Source organism: Actinoplanes missouriensis 431 (genome assembly GCF_000284295.1).
GTDB classification, from domain to species: domain Bacteria; phylum Actinomycetota; class Actinomycetes; order Mycobacteriales; family Micromonosporaceae; genus Actinoplanes; species Actinoplanes missouriensis.
Window position 1 is genome coordinate 1,582,677 of record NC_017093.1, and the last position, 15,113, is coordinate 1,597,789.

Sequence of the window (15,113 nt, forward strand, 5' to 3'; positions counted from 1 at the left end):
AATATCCGGCTAGTTCCGGTGAGAACGGCGGTGATGGTGCCCGTTGCCGCCGGTGCTCGGGGACGGACCGGCGGAGGCGCCCGGCTTCCCGGAGGCGCCCGGATCGGGCGAAGTGCCGGGACTTCCGGACGGTTGAGCGGGCGTCACCGGCCCGGACGGCGACGGCGACGCCCCGGTCGGCGACCCGGTCGATCCAGTCGGTCCGGCCGGCCCGATCGGCCCGGCGGGAGAGGGCGCGGTCGGGGTGGGCACCGGTGGCGTGTGACACGTGCCGCACGGCGTACCGGTGCGGCTGGTCTTCTCCGGCGCGACGGCGACCGGCCGCGGGTGCCGGGAGGTGGCCGGGACGGCGGGGTCGGCGGCGGACGCGGGCGCCGTCCCGGTCCGGGGCGCCGTCCCGGTCGCGGTGGTCCGGCCGACGCCGGCGGTGGTCGTCCCGCCCGGCGCGGGGGCGGACGGGGACGCGCTCGCGGAGGTCGTGGGCGCGCCGGACCCCGTACCCGGATCGGTCCTGTCCTCCTCGGCCTGATCCACCGGGATCGGCCGCTGCGCGGCCGGCTGCCGCACCGCCTCCGGAACGACACCGCGCGGGGAGCTGAAGATGCTGGTGGCGATCAGGTACGAGCCCGCGGCGCCCAGCAGAGCAAGAAGGCAGAACGCCGTAACCGCGACAAATCGCCGCGGGGGGCGGGCATCGGTCCGCGGCGGCGACGAGGGCAGGTCGATCAGGGAACCCGGAAAGGTGGTCATCCCGGTCGAGGTGACGTCCGGCTCACCGGGCGAGCCGGCCGTCCCCGGCGTGCGCCGCCCCAGGTCGTAGCCGACCGAGCGCCACGCTCCGGCCACTTCGTCGCGGATCCTGCGCCACAGGCTCATCAACAGTTCTCCGATCTGGTCTGGCACGCTGTACGAGTGAGCGAACCCGTAACCGCCGGCCCGGCCGGATGGATCACCCTGCCGGACCTGTCCGAGAAGCTCGGCGTGTCGATCAGCAAGGTGCACCAGATGATCCGCGAAGGCTCCCTGCTCGCCGTCCGGCGCGACGGCATCCGGCTCGTCCCGGCCGAGCTGGTGGCCAACGAGACCGTGCTGAAGCATCTGCCCGGCATCCTTACCTTGCTGCACGACGCCGGGTACAACGACGAAGAGGCCCTTCGGTGGCTCTACGAACCCGATGAGACTCTCGGGGGCAACGCCGCGCTCGGGCTCGGTGGCGACCGGGCCCGCGAGGTGAAGCGCCGCGCGCAGGCGGCCGGTTTCTAGACCGTCCGCCGTTCTAGACCGTCCGCCGTTCTAGACCGTCCGCCGTTCTAGACGGTCCTCCGGGTGGCGGCCTCGGCGAGGGCGAAGAGCACCGTGCGTGCCTCGTCCTCGATCGGGGCCCGCTTCAGCGCGTCGAGAGCCTCCGCCTCCAGCGCCGCGATCCGGGACTCGGTCGCCGCGAGGGCGCCGCAGTCCCGGATGACCGCGCGCAGCCGGCGCACCCCGGCGTCGTCCAGCGCCGGGTCGCCCAGGGCGGCGTCCAGCTCGGCGCGCCCGTCCGCACCGAGGGCCTCGAACGCGGACGCCACCAGGTACGTCCGCTTGCCCTCGCGCAGGTCGTCACCGGCCGGCTTGCCGGTCCGCTCCGGATCGCCGAAGACGCCCAGCACGTCGTCGCGCAGCTGGAACGCCTCGCCCAGCGGCAAGCCGAACGCGGTGTACGCCTCGTGCACCGCGGGACCGCCGCCGGCCAGCGCCGCGCCGAACAGCAGCGGCCGTTCCACGGTGTATTTCGCGGCCTTGAACCGGGCCACCTTTCCGGCACGCTCCAGCGACGTGTCAGCGGTCGCCTGGGTGAGCACGTCCAGGTACTGCCCGACGGTCACCTCGGTGCGCATCCGGTCGAAGACGACACGCGCCCGGGCCACCGCGTCGAGCGGCAGGCCGGCGGTGTGCAGCAGTTCGTCCGACCAGACCAGGGCCAGGTCGCCGAGGAGCACCGCGGCCGCGTCGCCGAAGCCGGACGCGCTGGCCCGCCAGCCGGACGTCACGTGCAGCGTCTCGTAGCGCCGGTGCACCGACGGCTCGCCGCGACGGGTGTCCGACCGGTCCATCAGATCGTCGTGGATCAGGGCGCTGGCCTGCACGAACTCCAGCGCGCTGACGGCCGCGACGACGGCGTCCGAGTCGGTGCCCCCGGCGCCCCGGAAACCCCAGTAGGCGAACGCCGGACGCAGCCGCTTGCCGCCGCCCAGCACGAACGCCGACATGGTGCCGGCCACCTCGTCGAGCGCCGGGTCGATCTCCAGGAGCAGGGCCCGCTGGGTCGCCAGGAACCCGGCGAGGGCCCGGTCGACCCGGTGGCGGAGATCGGCGAGCTCGAGAGGTGAAGTCGTCACGGGCCTGACGCTAGTACAGTGCTCATGTGTCTCTCGGCCTTCCCTCCCGCCTTCCCGGCACGCCGTCGATCGGCGCGCTGATCCGCGAGCCGGCGCCGACCTTCTCCTTCGAGTTCTTCCCGCCCAAGACCCGTGACGGCGAGCGTCTGCTCTGGCAGGCGATCCGCGAGCTGGAGTCGCTGCGGCCCAGCTTCGTGTCGATCACGTACGGCGCGGGCGGCACCACCCGGGACACCACGGTCGCCGTCACCGAGCGGGTCGCCACCGAGACCACGCTGCTGCCGATGGCGCATCTCACCGCGGTCAACCACTCGGTCGCCGAGCTGCGCAACGTGATCGGCCGGCTGGCCGGCGCCGGCATCCGCAACGTGCTCGCGGTCCGCGGCGACCCGCCCGGCGACCCGACGGGCGAGTGGGTGCGGCACCCCGAGGGCGTGCACTACGCCGAGGACCTGGTCCGGCTGATCCGCGAGTCCGGCGACTTCAGCGTCGGGGTGGCCGCGTTCCCCTACAAGCACCCCCGCTCGGCGGACGTGGAGAGCGACACCCGCGACTTCATCCGCAAGTGCCGGGCCGGCGCCGACTTCGCGATCACCCAGATGTTCTTCGACGCCGACGACTACCTGCGCCTGCGTGACCGGGTCGCGGCGGCCGGCTGCGACACCCCGATCGTGCCGGGCGTGATGCCGGTGACCCGGATGGCGACGATCGAGCGGTCCGTGCAGCTCTCCGGCGCGCCGTTCCCGCCCGCGCTGCTGCGGCGGTTCGAAGCCGTCGCCGGCGACGAGGCGGCGGTCCGCGAGCTGGGCGTCGAGACGTGCAGCGAGATGTGCGCGCGGCTGCTCGCCGAGGGCGTGCCGGGCATCCACTTCATCACCCTCAACCGGTCCACGGCGACCCGCGAGGTGTGGCAGCGGCTGGCGCCCGCCGAGGTGGCCGCCGCGGCATGAGGTGACCTGGGAGGAGTACGCCACCGCCTGGTCCCGGCTGCACGGTGGTTTCGACCCGCGACAGGCCTCGCCGGTGGTCCGGGGATGGGTGCGCGGGGCGTACCGGATCGGGTCTTTTCTCGGTCGCCGGGGGGTCTCGCCGTTCGCGGTGACCCTGGCCGGGGTGGTCCTGTGCCTGGCCGTGCCGGTCGTCGCGCTGGCCGGTCCGGCCGGTGTCGGCGTGGCCGCGCTGCTGGTGCTGCTCGCCGCGATGGCTGACGGGCTGGACGGCGCGGTGGCGGTGGTGACCGGGCGGGTGAGCCGGGCCGGGTTCGTCTACGACTCGGTGGCGGACCGGGTGGGCGAGGCCGGGTGGCTCGCCGCCTTCTGGGTGGCCGGGGCGCCCGGCTGGCTGGTGGTCGCGGCGGGTGCCGCGAGCTGGCTTCATGAATATGTACGGGCCCGCGCCGTGGCCGCCGGCATGGCGGAGATCGGCGCCGTGACCGTGGGGGAGCGGCCCACCCGGGTCTCGATCGCCCTGTGCGCGTTCCTCTTCGGCGCCCTCGCCGCTCCCGCCGTCCTGGTGGGCGCCGCGGCGTGGCTGCTGATGCAGATCATCGGATTCGCGCAATTGATTTTCGCGGTCCGCCGCGCCCTCCGATGATCTTTTAATCGGTTGTCGGCGGTCGATGCCGTGCCTATTTTTCTCCTCAGCTTCTTTTCTTCGCTGGGGGGTGACTTCTCATGAGTGCGGTGCTGGTGCTGAACGCGGACTGTCTGCCGCTGCACCGGGTCAGCCTCCGGCATGCGATCCGGATGCTGTTCCGTCAGGTGGCGGTGGTGCACGAGGCGCAGCCGGACGACCACATAGGTGTCTACCCGGTGCCGACCGTGGTGCGGCTGGTCAGTTACGTGGTGACGCGCTGGCGGCGCGGTCGCGGGCCGTCCTGGTCGCGGGCCGGGGTGCTGGCGCGGGACGGGCGGGTCTGTGCGTACTGCGCCGGTCCGGCCTCGACGATCGACCACGTGCTGCCCCGCTCGCGCGGTGGCCGCAATTCCTGGGAGAACACCGTGGCCGCCTGCGGGAAATGCAACAACCGTAAGCGCGACCGCACTCCGGAAGAGGCGCGAATGCCGCTGCTGGTGATTCCGGTGGCGCCGCGCTGGGGTGTTTGAGAGCTGATGGTCGGCGGTTTTACACGGGGATCCGTCGGCCATCTTTTCGTCCGATGCCGGATGATCCGTCGTTAGACTTGCGTCATGGCTGCTCCCGAGCGCGCCCAGCGCGACATCACCGGCCTGCTCAACGCGGCCGGGCACACCCTCTCCAACCGGCTCGCGGCAGCGCTCGCCGAGGTCGATCTGACGCCCCGCATGCAGTGCGTGCTGATCCACGCCATGGAGGAGGAGCGCACCCAGATCCAGCTGGCGGCCCTCTCCTTCCTGGACAAGACGACCATGGTCAGCACCGTTGACGAACTGGAGAAGCGTGGCCTGGCCGAGCGGCGGCAGTCGGCCACCGACCGGCGCGCCCGGATCATCGCGGTCACCGACAAGGGCCGCCGGGTCGCCGAGGAGGCCCAGGCGATCGTCGACCGGGTGCACGGGGAGGCGCTCGCGGGGGTGGCGCCGGAAGGGCGGAAGGCCTTCCTCGACCTGCTGACGTCGCTGGCCGGGCCGGACGCCAACCCGGGGCCCCAGCCGATCCGCCGGGCCCGGGGCAAGTGATCCGCTAGGGTTCCAGCCCTTTGAAAACCACAGCGAGGGTACGGTCTCGCAACTGCTCGTCCCAGCCGCCGTGCAGCGCGCCCTGGCAGAGGCTGACCAGCAGCGCCATCACCTCGGGCAGCCGCACCTCGCGGGAGACGGTCCCGGCCTCCTGGGCCTGGCTCAGCAGGGCGGCGACGGCGTCCCGCAGGTTCCCCACCACGTCCGGCAGGCTCAGGCCGATCCCGGACCGGGCGAGCAGCTCCACCACCGACCGTTTCCCGGCGGCCTGCGCCACGAGACTCGTCAGGAAGCGGACCAGCCCGTCCGGGCCGCCGAGCTCGCCGGCCTCGGCGACCAGCCGGGCCAGCAGTCGTTTCATGATCGCGGCGAGCAGGTCGTCCTTGGTGGGGAAGTGCCGGAAGACCGTCCCGACGGCGACACCGGCACGGCGGGCCACCTCCTCGGTGGATCCGCCCGGGCCGAGCTCGGCGAAGACCGTCTCGGCGGCGTCCAGGATGCGGGCCCGGTTGCGCTGGGCGTCGGCACGCAAAATGAGTCTCCACTCACTATCGTGGTCCGCAGAAGTCGAGTGCTGACTCACTTTAGATGAAGGAGCGCTGCCGTGACACCCAGAGAGATCTTCGAGCGGATGCGGGCGCACTGGCTCGCGAACGAGACCACCTTCACCGGCGAGATGCTGGCCGAGGAGGTGGTGGTGGAGACGCCGTTCGCCGCGCCCGGACGCCCCAGCCGGACCGAGGGGCGGGAGCGGGTGCTGGCCTGGACGCAGGCGGGGCGGGCGTCGTTCCCGGTGCGCTTCGACGACTGCCGCAACGTGGTGGTGCACGAGACGGCAGACCCGGAGGTGATCGTCGTGGAGTACGAACTGGCCGGCACCCACACGGCGACGGGGGCCAGCGCGTCGGCGCCGTTCATCGCGGTGCTGCGGACGCGGGGCGGAAAGCTGGCCCACTGGCGCGAGTACCAGCACACGCTAGCGATCATGCAAGCCGTCGGGTAGGCGAAGCGATCAAGCACAGTGGTGGGACACGCCGTTGTGTCCCACCACTGGCGGCTCGCGTCAGCGCTTCGTGAGCGCCTTGCGGTAATCGCTGTTCAGGCGGCCGATCAGGCTGAGCGGGATGCCCTTCGGGCAGACCTCGGCGCACTCGCCCATGTTGGTGCAGCCACCGAAGCCGGCGTCGTCCTGCGCCTGCAGCATGTCGATCACCCGGCTGTCACGCTCGGGCTGGCCCTGCGGCATCAGGCCGAGGTGGGTGATCTTCGCGGCGGTGTAGAGCATCGACGAGCCGTTCGGGCAGGCCGCGACGCAGGCGCCGCAGCCGATGCAGGTGGCCGCTTCGAAGGCCGCGTCGGCGTCCTTCTTCGGGACCGGCGTGGCGTGCGCGTCGGGCGCGGTGCCGGTCGGCGCGCTGATGTAGCCGCCCGCCTGGATGATCTTGTCAAAGGCGGACCGGTCGACGACCAGGTCCTTGATCACCGGGAAGGCCGCGGCGCGCCACGGCTCCACGTCGATCGTGTCGCCGTCCTTGAACTTCCGCATGTGCAGCTGGCACACCGTGGTGGCCTTCTCCGGACCGTGCGCCACACCGTTGACGACCATGCTGCACATGCCGCAGATGCCTTCACGGCAGTCGTGGTCGAACGCGATCGGGTCCTCGCCGGAGAGGATCAGGTCCTCGTTGAGAACGTCGATCATCTCGAGGAACGAGGCGTCGGGGGAGATGTCCTTGACGTCGTAGCTGACCATCCGGCCCTTGTCGTCAGGACCGGACTGACGCCACACCCGTACTTTGATGTTCATTACTTGTAACTCCGCGTGCTCGGGTGGACGTACTCGAAGTTGAGGTCTTCCTTGTGCAGCGTCGGCTTGCCGTCGGTGCCGAAGTACTCCCACGCGGCGGCGTAGGCGAACTCGTCGTCGTGGCGCAGCGCCTCACCGTCGGGGGTCTGGCTCTCCGCCCGGAAGTGACCGCCGCAGGACTCGCGGCGGTGCAGGGCGTCGATGCACATGAGCTCGCCGAGCTCGATGAAGTCGGCGACCCGGCCGGCCTTCTCCAGGTTCTGGTTGAGCTCCTCGCCCTTGCCCGGCACCTTCACCCGGGTCCAGAACTCCTCCTTGAGCGCCCGGATCAGGCCGATCGCCTTGGTCAGGCCCTCCTCGGTGCGCTCCATGCCGCAGTACTCCCACATGATGTGGCCGAGCTCGCGGTGGAAGGAGTCGACGGTACGGTCGCCATCGTTGGTGAGGAACTTCGTGATCTGGTCCTCGACCTGCTTGCGGGCCTCGACGACTGCCGGGTCCGACTCGGTGACCTTCGGGAAGGGCCCGGAGGCGAGGTAGTTGTTGATCGTGTTGGGCAGCACGAAGTAGCCGTCCGCGAGGCCCTGCATCAGCGCGGACGCGCCGAGGCGGTTCGCGCCGTGGTCGGAGAAGTTCGCCTCGCCGACCACGAACAGGCCGGGGATCGTGGACTGCAGGTCGTAGTCGACCCAGAGGCCACCCATCGTGTAGTGCACGGCGGGGTAGATGCGCATCGGCGTCTCGTACGGGTCCTCGCCCGTGATCCGCTCGTACATCTCGAAGAGGTTGCCGTACTTCGCCTCGACGGCCTTGCGGCCCAGCCGCTTGATCGCGTCCGCGAAGTCCAGGTAGACGCCGAGACCACCGGGGCCGACGCCGCGGCCCTCGTCGCAGACGTTCTTGGCGGCACGCGACGCGATGTCACGGGGCACCAGGTTGCCGAACGACGGGTAGATGCGCTCCAGGTAGTAGTCGCGCTCCTCCTCGGGGATGTCGGCGGCCCGGCGGGTGTCCTTCTGCGCCTTCGGCACCCACACCCGGCCGTCGTTGCGCAGCGACTCCGACATCAGGGTCAGCTTCGACTGGTGCGAGCCGGACTCCGGGATGCAGGTCGGGTGGATCTGCGTGTAGCAGGGGTTCGCGAAGAGCGCGCCCTTGCGGTGCGCCCGCCACGACGCCGTGACGTTGCAGCCCTTGGCGTTGGTGGAGAGGAAGAAGACGTTGCCGTAGCCGCCGGAGGCGAGCACCACGGCGTCGGCGAACTCGGTGGTGATCTCACCGGTCACCATGTCGCGGACCACGATGCCGCGGGCCTTGCCGTCCACGATGATCAGCTCGAGCATCTCGTGCCGGGCGTTCATCTCGACATTGCCGAGGCCGATCTGCCGCTCCAGGGCCTGGTACGCGCCGAGCAGCAGCTGCTGACCCGTTTGACCACGGGCGTAGAACGTCCGGGACACCTGGGTGCCGCCGAACGAGCGGTTGTCGAGCAGACCGCCGTACTCGCGGGCGAACGGGACGCCCTGCGCCACGGCCTGGTCGATGATGTTCACCGACTCCTGGGCGAGGCGGTAGACGTTCGACTCGCGGGCGCGGAAGTCGCCGCCCTTGACGGTGTCGTAGAACAGCCGGTAGACGGAGTCGCCGTCGTTGCGGTAGTTCTTCGCGGCGTTGATGCCACCCTGCGCGGCGATCGAGTGCGCGCGGCGCGGGCTGTCCTGGTAGCAGTACGACTTGACGTGGTAGCCCTGCTCGGCCAGCGTCGCGGCGGCCGAGCCGCCGGCCAGGCCGGTGCCGACGACGATGACGGTCAGCTTGCGGCGGTTCGCCGGGTTGACCAGCTTGGCCGCGAACTTGCGGCGCTCCCAGCGGGTCTCGATCGGTCCGTCCGGCGCCGCCTTGTCGAAGACCGGTTCGCCCTCGTTCCAGAAGTCAGTCATCGTCACTCCACCAATCCGAACGTCACGGCGAACGGCACCGAGAGGTACATCGCGACAAGCACCACGGAGAGAACCAGCGCGGTGACCTGTGCGCGGCGCTCGTTGGTCTTGGTCTGCTGGCCCAGCGTGCGCACCGCGCTCCAGATGCCGTGCCGCAGGTGCAGGCCGACCATGATCACCGAGACGACGTAGAAGAGCGTCACGTACCAGCGGTCCGGCGCGAAGTCCGCGATCACGTTGGCGTGCGGCCGGCTCGAGTCGCCCACCGGGTTCAGGTGGCCGGTCGTCAGGTCGAGGATGTGGTAGATGATGAACAGCAGGACGATCACGCCGCCCCAGCGCATGGTCCGGGCGGCGTAACTTCCCTGGACCTTGGGCCGGTGCGCGTACTTGACCGGCCGGGCCTTCTTTGCCCGGATGGTCAGCTGCGTCGCCGCGTAGATGTGCGCGAAGATGGCGACGAGCAGGCCGATCCGCATGATCCAGAGGAACCAGACGTCCGGCAGCAGAGGCGTGCCGATCGTGCGCAGCCAGTGCGCGTAGTGGTCGAAGTCTTCATTGCCGATGAAGATCTTCAGGTTGCCGGCCGCATGCGCGAAGAGGAACAGCACCAGCGCGATGCCGCTGACCGCCATGATCAATTTAAGAGCGACCGACGAGGGCCGCACAGATTTCCGCGGCGCGGGGCGTGCCGTTGCACCCGCTGCGTTGGTCGTCTTCGGAATAGGAGTGTCTACCGCCACAACCTGGACGGTAAGAAGTCCCGAGTCATTCGTCTAATGCATGATCGGGCGGTTGTCCATGCCGGTAGTCTATTAAGGTGCAGCTGCAACAACTCAGGTACTTCGTGGCGGTCGCCGAGACCAGGCATTTCACCCATGCCGCCGATATTCTGGGCGTCTCGCAACCTACGTTGAGTAAGCAGATTCACACCCTGGAGTCGTCGCTCGGCGCGCCGCTCTTCGAGCGGGTGCGCGGCGCGATCACCCTGACGGTGGCCGGCGAGACACTCCTGCCCCTCGCGCAACGCATGGTGGCCGACGCCGACGCGGCCCTCGACGCGGTCCGCGACATCGTCGGCCTGCGGCGTGGCGAGGTCCGGCTCGGTGCCACGCCCAGCCTCTGCTCCTCGCTCGTGCCGGGGATACTCCGCACGTACCGGGAGGAGCACCCGGACATCCAGCTCCACGTGAGCGAGGGCAGCTCCCAGGACCTGATCGCCAACCTGATGGCCCACGCGCTCGACCTGGCGCTGATCGTGCAGCCCGAGCACGGCGTCGACCCGGTCCTGGAGACCACCGATCTGCTGCGGGAGAGCCTGGTCGTGGCGTCGGTCGCGGCCGAGCCTCCGCCGACCGTGGCCCGCCAGCTCGAGCTCGTGGAGCTGCGGCACACCCCGATGGTGATGTTCCGGAAGGGCTACGACATCCGTGACGTCACCCTGCACGCCTGCGAGCGGGCCGGGTTCACCCCCAAGTTCGCGGTGGAGGGCGGCGAGATGGATGCGGTGCTGGCGTTCGTCGAGGCCGGCCTCGGTGTCGCCCTGGTGCCGAGCATGGTGCTGGCCAACCGGCCGCTGCTGCGGGCGACACCGCTCGCACCGCCCGGCATGCGGCGGACGATCGCCCTGGCCCAGCGGCGCGGGGCGGTGCTGCCGCACGCGGCCGCCGCGCTGCGGGACGTGGTGACCGAGCACATCGCCTCCGGCCGGCTGCCGTTCGGGGTGCGCGCACTGTCCACATCGGCCACTGACGGTTAGCATCCGGGGTGTGTGGCATGGCGAGTACCGGCATCCCCGGCTGGTCGAGGTCTACGACGCCGAATGCCCCTGGGGCTGGGACGACGACTTCTTCATGGCGGTCCTCGCCGAGCACACCGCGCCGCGCGTGCTCGACCTCGGCTGCGGCACCGGCCGGCTCGCGATCGCGATGGCCGGCGCCGGTCACGAGGTCACCGGGGTGGACCCGGCCGGATCGGCCCTGGACGCCGCCCGCCGCAAGCCCGGCGCTGCCCGGGTCCGCTGGGTCGAGGGCTCGGCCTCGGCACTTCCGGCCCGGGCATTCGACGCCGCGTTTCTGGCCGGGCATGTCGCGCAGTTCTTCGTCGATGATCAAGAATGGTCGGAGTTGCTCCGCGCGCTGCGCCGCAGCCTTGTCGCCGAGGGGCGATTGATCTTCGATAGCCGGGATCCGGCAGCGCGCGTCTGGTTGCAGTGGAACCCGGAGGAATCGCGGCGGATCGTCGTCCTCGCCGACGGCGGCGAGGTCGAGGCGTGGACCGAGGTGACCGCGGAGGGCGACGGTGTGGTCTCGCTGCTGCACCACTACCGGTTCTCCGACGGCGAGGCGCTGACCAGCCGCGAGACGCTGCGCTTCCGCACCGAGGAGGAGTTGCGCGAGTCGCTGGCCGAAGCCGGTTTCCGGGTGGACCGGGTCTACGGCGGGTGGGGCCGGGAGCCGGTCGGCCTCAGCGGGGACGGCGAGTTGATCGTCATTGCGATCGCCGATTCGTGATCCTCTAATTTGGATCTTGCGCAGTTCTGAAATCGATCTTAGGAATGTGCCGAGATCTGGCCGGCCCCATTGCGGAACGTGAATCCCGGGCTAGTATCCGCCTCGCACGATGGCGAAATCGGCGACGGGTAAGGGTGGCATGTCCGACAACGAGTGGCCAAGGGAGTTGCCTGCGGCTCACGGTGAGTGGAACGACCCTCCCCACCGTCCTCAGCGGGCGATTCTCGCGGCAGCACTGGTCCTCGCCGTTCTCGCGGCGGCCGGCGGTCTCACCTGGCAGCTGATGAGGAACGGCGCCGAGTCGCCGGACGCGGCGCCCACCGCGGCGCCGGTCCCCTCGGTCACGTCACCGAGCGTCGCGCCCTGCCCCGAGCCGGAGCTGAGCGTCGCCGCCGCCCCCGAGATCGAGCCGCTGATCCGCGAGGCCGCCGCCACGCTCAACCCGTCCGGGCTGCGCTGCCCGCCGGTCGTGGTCCGCGCCGAGGAACCGGCGATCACCGCCGCCGCCAAGGAGCGGGCCGGCGTCTGGATCCCGTCCAGCAGCGCCTGGCTCAGCGTCGCCGCCCGCGCCGGCGGTGCGTACTCGGTGTCCGGCAAGCCGATCGCGTACTCACCGGTGCTGATCGCCGCCCCGGAGGGGATCGCCAGTGTCTACGCGAAGGACGGCACGACCTCGTGGACCGGGCTGATCAAGGGGGCGACCGAGAGCACGTTCCCGACGATCACCATGCCGGACCCGCTGAAGAGCACGGTCGGCCTGCTCAGCGTGCACGCGGTGCACGCCGCGACGGCCCGCACCACGAAGGACGCCGGCATCGCCCAGCTCCGCGCGCTCACCCTGCGCAGCCGGCTCGAGGAGGCGAACGCGGACCCGGCCGAGCTGCTCGAACGGATGGGCCGGCAGACCGACGGGACCACCGCGGTCTTCGACATCGGGCTCTTCCCGGTTCTGGAGCAGCAGCTGAAGGCGTACCAGAAGGTGAAGCACCCGGTCCCGCTCGCCGGTGCGCCGCCGGCCGACGGCCGGGTGGAGGCGGACTATCCGTTCGCGATCCGCAAGGGCGCCGACAAGGAGCTCGCCGCCCAGCTGCGCGCCGCGATCAGCAAGCCGGCCGTGGCGGCGGCCGGCTTCCGGACCGAGCCGACAGCCGGTGTGCTCCGGCTGCCGCAGTCGTCCGGCAAACTGCTCGGCCCGGCCCGGCAGTGGGCGCAGTACCGTGACCTGGCGTTCCAGGTCCTCCTGCTGATCGACTCGTCGGGTTCGATGAACGAGCCGATCACCGACCGGGACGGCCGGTCCGGCACCAAGGCGTCACTACTGCGCGCGTCCGGGGTGAGCGCCGCCGAGCTGTTCGGCGACGACACCAGGATCGGGATGTGGTATTTCGGCACGGCCGCCCGGAACGGCCCCGCACACACCGAGGTGGTGCGCTACGGGTCGATCAGCGGCGTCGTCGACGGGCAGACCCGGCGCGAGGCGCTGCAGACGAGGATCGGGGCCTACAAGCCGGAGAGCAGCGCCGGGACGCCGCTGTACCAGGCCGTGCTGGACGGGGTGGAGACGATGCGCGGCGAGGTGACGCCGGACGCCGCGACAGTCGTGGTGGTGCTCACCGACGGGGCCGACGGCGGCGCCCGGTTCGCGATGTCCAACGACGCGTTCCTGAAGAAGCTCACCGCCGGCCAGGACCCGGCGAAACCCGTCTCGATCATCGCGGTCGGTTACGGGCCGGACGCGAACATGAGCGCCCTGACCGGGATGGCCGACGCGACGGGCGGCAAGGCGTTCGCCGCCGAGAACCCGGCCGACCTGGCGTCGGCGGTGGCGCAGGCCTTCCTCGCCGCCCACACATCGTGACAGCGGCGTCAGACCGGGTAGATCCGGCCGGCGCGTTTGTGACAGCGGTCAGGCCGGGCCGATCCGGTCGGCGACGATCTGGGCGGACAGGGTGACCATCGGCAACCCGCCGCCCGGATGCGCCGAGCCGCCCACCAGGAACAATCCGCGTACCGGCCCCTGGTTCGCCGGCCGCACCAGGCCTCCCGCCGTGCCGTAGATCGAGCCGCCCGGCGCGCCCGCCGCGTCCGCCAGGTCGGCCGGCGTTCGGATCTCGGTGAACTCCAGCCGGTCCCGCACGTCCAGCCCGCGCCGGGCCAGCACGTCCAGCAGATGCCTGCCGTAAGCGTCGGCGAGCCCCGGCCGCCGCCAGTCCACAGCGGACCACGCAGTGCCGTGCCGCGCCGCGTTGACCAGCACGAACCACGCCTCGCAGCCGGCCGGGTGAACCGACGGATCCTCGGCCCGGGTGACGAAGATGGCCGGGTCGTCGACCGGGCGGGCCCGCCGCGACGCCGAGCCGAAGATCGCGTCGAACTCGGCGTCGTAGTCGTGCGGGAAGAACACCGTGTGGTGCGCCAGTGACGGGGTCTCCCCGCGGACGCCGAGCAGCATCACGAACCCGCCGAGACTGCGGTCGGTCAGCCCGGTCAGCCGGCCCGGCGACGGCAGCAGATCGCGGTAGAGCACCGAGGCGTCCACGTTGGAGACGATTGCGTCGGCGCGCACGAACTCGCCGGACTCCAGGGTGACGCCCCGCACGGCGCTGTCCGCGTCGATTCGGGCGACCGGGGTGGAGAGCTTCACCCGTACCCCCAATTGTGCGCACCGGGCGTGCAGCGCGTCGCCGAGCGTGCCCAATCCGCCGTCCAGATACCACCCACCGTGTGTGAGCTCGGCATACGGGATGGCGGCAAGCGCCGCAGGCGCGCGACGCGGATCGGTGCCGGTATATGTCGCATACCTATCCAGCAACATCCGCAGCCGCCGATCCCGCAGATAGCTGCGCCCCAGCGACCGCAACGACCGCCCCGGAGCGATAGCCGCGAGATCACCGATCCGCCAGGAGAGCCGCGCCAGTGACGCCGCGCTCACCGGACGCCGCAGCACCGAATCCCACGATGCGTGCCAGATCCGCGCCGCCCGCCGCCAGAACCGATCCCAGTCCCCGGCCGCCTCCGCGCCGAGCGCCGCCCCGATCCGCTCCAGAAAGACACTGTGCACCGACGACGAATCGAGCACCGTCCGATCCGGGAACACGTGCCGCACCACCGGATCCAGCGCCCGCGGCCGAAGACCCAGCTCCAGATCGTCGAAGACCTGCGGCAGCGTGAGCAGGCTCGGCCCGGTGTCGAACCGATACCCGTCCCGCTCAAGAACGGCCAGCTTCCCCCCGACACCGGCCGCCCGCTCGAACACCGTCACCCGATGCCCCTGCCCCGCCAGCCGCACGGCGGCGGCAAGCCCCCCGACCCCCGCGCCGATAACCACGATGTCACTCACGCTCCCATGATCCGGCCCCTTCCGCCGGTACGCTCATCGGCCCCACAAACGCCATAGCCCCTCCCGCCCCCGCAACCCCTGACGCCCCCTTCCGCCGGCGCCCAAGGCCGCCGGCCCCGGCGCCCCCTCCAGCCCCCGGACCCGTCCCGCCCGTCCCCCGGTCCCCACCAGAAGCCGCCCCCCGCAGCCGGTGCAACTCCCGCACGGCCGAGCCGTAGCGTAGGCAGGTGATCAAGCTGGGTTAGCCGCGCTCAGCCACGGCTCGCGTCCCCGAGCCGTGGTGCAGGCAGGTGATCAAGCCGGGATAACCGTGCCTAGCGACGGCTCGCGTCCCCCGGTCGCGGCGAGCGGCTGGCGATAGTGGACGAGAGCACACGCAACGCGATTGTGTGCCTCCACCCACGCCATAGCAGGGATGAGAGCACACGATCCGCTTCCGTGCGCCCTCATCGACGCACCACCGAAGCGCAAGGGC

General features: G+C 71.0%; 16 protein-coding genes. 9 read left to right on the forward strand and 7 right to left on the reverse strand.

The window, feature by feature from the left end; translation table 11 throughout:
• Positions 1 to 9 precede the first annotated feature (9 nt).
• Positions 10 to 903 carry a hypothetical protein gene (locus AMIS_RS42335; RefSeq protein WP_172666568.1) on the reverse strand — a complete coding sequence of 298 codons (894 nt, stop codon included), beginning with the start codon at positions 901 to 903 and terminating at the stop codon, positions 10 to 12.
• A 9-nt stretch (positions 904 to 912) separates the two neighbouring features.
• On the opposite strand from AMIS_RS42335, the gene AMIS_RS07435 reads away from it, so the two are divergent.
• Entirely contained in the window at positions 913 to 1,263 is a 351-nt protein-coding gene (locus AMIS_RS07435) for an Rv2175c family DNA-binding protein (RefSeq protein WP_014441593.1), read from the forward strand.
• A gap of 47 nt (positions 1,264 to 1,310) precedes the next feature.
• Here AMIS_RS07435 and AMIS_RS07440 read toward each other — a convergent pair whose 3' ends face one another.
• Entirely contained in the window at positions 1,311 to 2,381 is a 1,071-nt protein-coding gene (locus AMIS_RS07440) for a polyprenyl synthetase family protein (RefSeq protein WP_014441594.1), read from the reverse strand.
• A 26-nt stretch (positions 2,382 to 2,407) separates the two neighbouring features.
• Between AMIS_RS07440 and metF the strand changes: the two genes are divergently transcribed.
• The 4 genes from metF to AMIS_RS07460 all read left to right on the forward strand — a co-directional run bounded on the left by metF (position 2,408) and on the right by AMIS_RS07460 (position 5,038).
• Complete coding sequence (gene metF / locus AMIS_RS07445; RefSeq protein WP_014441595.1) at positions 2,408 to 3,331, forward strand: methylenetetrahydrofolate reductase [NAD(P)H]; 924 nt, start codon at positions 2,408 to 2,410, stop codon at positions 3,329 to 3,331.
• A gap of 1 nt (position 3,332) precedes the next feature.
• Complete coding sequence (locus AMIS_RS07450) at positions 3,333 to 3,974, forward strand: CDP-alcohol phosphatidyltransferase family protein (RefSeq protein WP_014441596.1); 642 nt, start codon at positions 3,333 to 3,335, stop codon at positions 3,972 to 3,974.
• 80 nt (positions 3,975 to 4,054) lie between these two features.
• Entirely contained in the window at positions 4,055 to 4,486 is a 432-nt protein-coding gene (locus AMIS_RS07455) for an HNH endonuclease (RefSeq protein ID WP_014441597.1), read from the forward strand.
• An 84-nt stretch (positions 4,487 to 4,570) separates the two neighbouring features.
• Positions 4,571 to 5,038: a MarR family winged helix-turn-helix transcriptional regulator gene (locus AMIS_RS07460; RefSeq protein WP_014441598.1), complete on the forward strand. Its 468-nt coding sequence runs from the start codon at positions 4,571 to 4,573 to the stop codon at positions 5,036 to 5,038.
• Positions 5,039 to 5,042: 4 nt separating this feature from the next.
• On the opposite strand, the gene AMIS_RS07465 is transcribed toward AMIS_RS07460, so the two are convergent.
• Complete coding sequence (locus AMIS_RS07465; protein WP_014441599.1) at positions 5,043 to 5,570, reverse strand: TetR/AcrR family transcriptional regulator; 528 nt, start codon at positions 5,568 to 5,570, stop codon at positions 5,043 to 5,045.
• 72 nt (positions 5,571 to 5,642) lie between these two features.
• Between AMIS_RS07465 and AMIS_RS07470 the strand changes: the two genes are divergently transcribed.
• Positions 5,643 to 6,041 (forward strand): nuclear transport factor 2 family protein, encoded by a 399-nt coding sequence (locus AMIS_RS07470; RefSeq protein ID WP_014441600.1) that lies wholly within the window; start codon positions 5,643 to 5,645, stop codon positions 6,039 to 6,041.
• 60 nt (positions 6,042 to 6,101) lie between these two features.
• On the opposite strand, the gene AMIS_RS07475 is transcribed toward AMIS_RS07470, so the two are convergent.
• From AMIS_RS07475 to AMIS_RS07485, 3 genes are read right to left on the reverse strand one after another with little or no spacing between them, the layout of a single operon-like run.
• A complete protein-coding gene (locus AMIS_RS07475) occupies positions 6,102 to 6,845 on the reverse strand; it encodes a succinate dehydrogenase/fumarate reductase iron-sulfur subunit (RefSeq protein WP_014441601.1) in 744 nt (247 codons plus the stop codon).
• Complete coding sequence (locus tag AMIS_RS07480) at positions 6,845 to 8,785, reverse strand: fumarate reductase/succinate dehydrogenase flavoprotein subunit (RefSeq protein WP_041829607.1); 1,941 nt, start codon at positions 8,783 to 8,785, stop codon at positions 6,845 to 6,847. Before AMIS_RS07480 ends, AMIS_RS07475 begins: the two co-directional genes overlap by 1 nt.
• A gap of 2 nt (positions 8,786 to 8,787) precedes the next feature.
• Positions 8,788 to 9,453, reverse strand: coding sequence for a succinate dehydrogenase cytochrome b subunit (locus AMIS_RS07485; protein ID WP_269447722.1), 666 nt, complete (start codon positions 9,451 to 9,453; stop codon positions 8,788 to 8,790).
• 146 nt (positions 9,454 to 9,599) lie between these two features.
• Here AMIS_RS07485 and AMIS_RS07490 point away from each other — a divergent pair, with 146 nt between their 5' ends.
• The 3 genes from AMIS_RS07490 (at position 9,600) to AMIS_RS07500 (ending at position 13,156) form a co-directional block, all read left to right on the forward strand.
• The gene (locus AMIS_RS07490; RefSeq protein WP_083888582.1) at positions 9,600 to 10,544 is read left to right on the forward strand and encodes a LysR family transcriptional regulator; all 945 of its coding nucleotides are present in this window, start codon (positions 9,600 to 9,602) and stop codon (positions 10,542 to 10,544) included.
• A gap of 10 nt (positions 10,545 to 10,554) precedes the next feature.
• Positions 10,555 to 11,298 (forward strand): class I SAM-dependent methyltransferase, encoded by a 744-nt coding sequence (locus AMIS_RS07495; RefSeq protein ID WP_014441605.1) that lies wholly within the window; start codon positions 10,555 to 10,557, stop codon positions 11,296 to 11,298.
• A 139-nt stretch (positions 11,299 to 11,437) separates the two neighbouring features.
• On the forward strand, positions 11,438 to 13,156 hold the full coding sequence (locus tag AMIS_RS07500; protein ID WP_014441606.1) for a substrate-binding domain-containing protein: 1,719 nt from the start codon (positions 11,438 to 11,440) through the stop codon (positions 13,154 to 13,156).
• 48 nt (positions 13,157 to 13,204) lie between these two features.
• On the opposite strand, the gene AMIS_RS07505 is transcribed toward AMIS_RS07500, so the two are convergent.
• Positions 13,205 to 14,638, reverse strand: a complete 1,434-nt coding sequence (locus tag AMIS_RS07505) for a phytoene desaturase family protein (RefSeq protein ID WP_014441607.1) — start codon at positions 14,636 to 14,638, stop codon at positions 13,205 to 13,207.
• Positions 14,639 to 15,113 lie beyond the last annotated feature (475 nt).

Excerpts from the sequence above, each read along its gene's own strand:
- AMIS_RS07455 (WP_014441597.1), top strand. The coding sequence starts at position 4,055 with ATGAGTGCGGTGCTGGTGCTGAACGCGGACTGTCTGCCGCTGCACCGG.
- AMIS_RS07460 (WP_014441598.1), top strand. The coding sequence starts at position 4,571 with ATGGCTGCTCCCGAGCGCGCCCAGCGCGACATCACCGGCCTGCTCAAC.
- AMIS_RS07475 (WP_014441601.1), bottom strand. The coding sequence starts at position 6,845 with ATGAACATCAAAGTACGGGTGTGGCGTCAGTCCGGTCCTGACGACAAG.
- AMIS_RS07480 (WP_041829607.1), bottom strand. The coding sequence starts at position 8,785 with ATGACTGACTTCTGGAACGAGGGCGAACCGGTCTTCGACAAGGCGGCG.
- AMIS_RS07500 (WP_014441606.1), top strand. The coding sequence starts at position 11,438 with ATGTCCGACAACGAGTGGCCAAGGGAGTTGCCTGCGGCTCACGGTGAG.